This window comes from Undibacterium sp. RuTC16W, from assembly GCF_049339445.1.
GTDB lineage: Bacteria > Pseudomonadota > Gammaproteobacteria > Burkholderiales > Burkholderiaceae_D > Undibacterium.
Map to the genome: position 1 here is coordinate 1 of NZ_JBMPPE010000025.1, position 596 is coordinate 596.

The 596-nt window shown below is 52.3% G+C and carries 1 protein-coding gene; it reads right to left on the reverse strand.

All coding sequences use genetic code 11. The annotated features are described in order from the left end of the window. Positions 1-527 (reverse strand): hypothetical protein (locus ACO0K4_RS19420; RefSeq protein WP_422958325.1); only part of this gene is annotated, 527 nt, incomplete at its 3' end. Positions 528-596: the final 69 nt, after the last annotated feature.

Here is a 596-nt window from a genome sequence, read left to right on the forward strand (position 1 = left end):
CGCTCGACGATTATCGATCGGTAGGTCTTAGCGGACTTCGGCACAAACTGCAGTTGCCCATAACCGATAGAAACGTCGGTGAAGGCCTTTTCCACAGAGCACGCGTGAGCGTGCAGGAAAAACCAATGGGGTACCTGCTGTGCCACCGCTGGTAACAATGGCACAAGGTTTGCGCTACACTCCAAACGCGATGAAAGCTTCACAGCCCAATTCGCGTATTTCTTTTTGGTTGTTGTAGTAGCTCCTGGTCCGAAGCGGAACCTCATGTGCGCAAGTCTCGGCACATCCCCCAACAATATCGCGATTTTCCGCTTAGCGGTGTAAAGGACACCGTCAACGAAGGGCTCGAAATGAAAGAGTCCCTTTCGCGATAGTCGAAAGATGCGGTTTGTCTCGCGGCAGAGGTCCTCAGCCTCGACGAACTTCCCCCAGGCAACCTGTTCCTTATCAATACCAAGGTTCAGGGGTTCGAACTTTTGAAAGAAAGCAGCACACTGCCGAGCATGCTCAGCGTGCACCGCTTCCATTCCATAGTCGTACCTGGGGTTGAATTCGCACATTCCAGCCCAATCGTTACGCTCCAAGATAGAACTAAG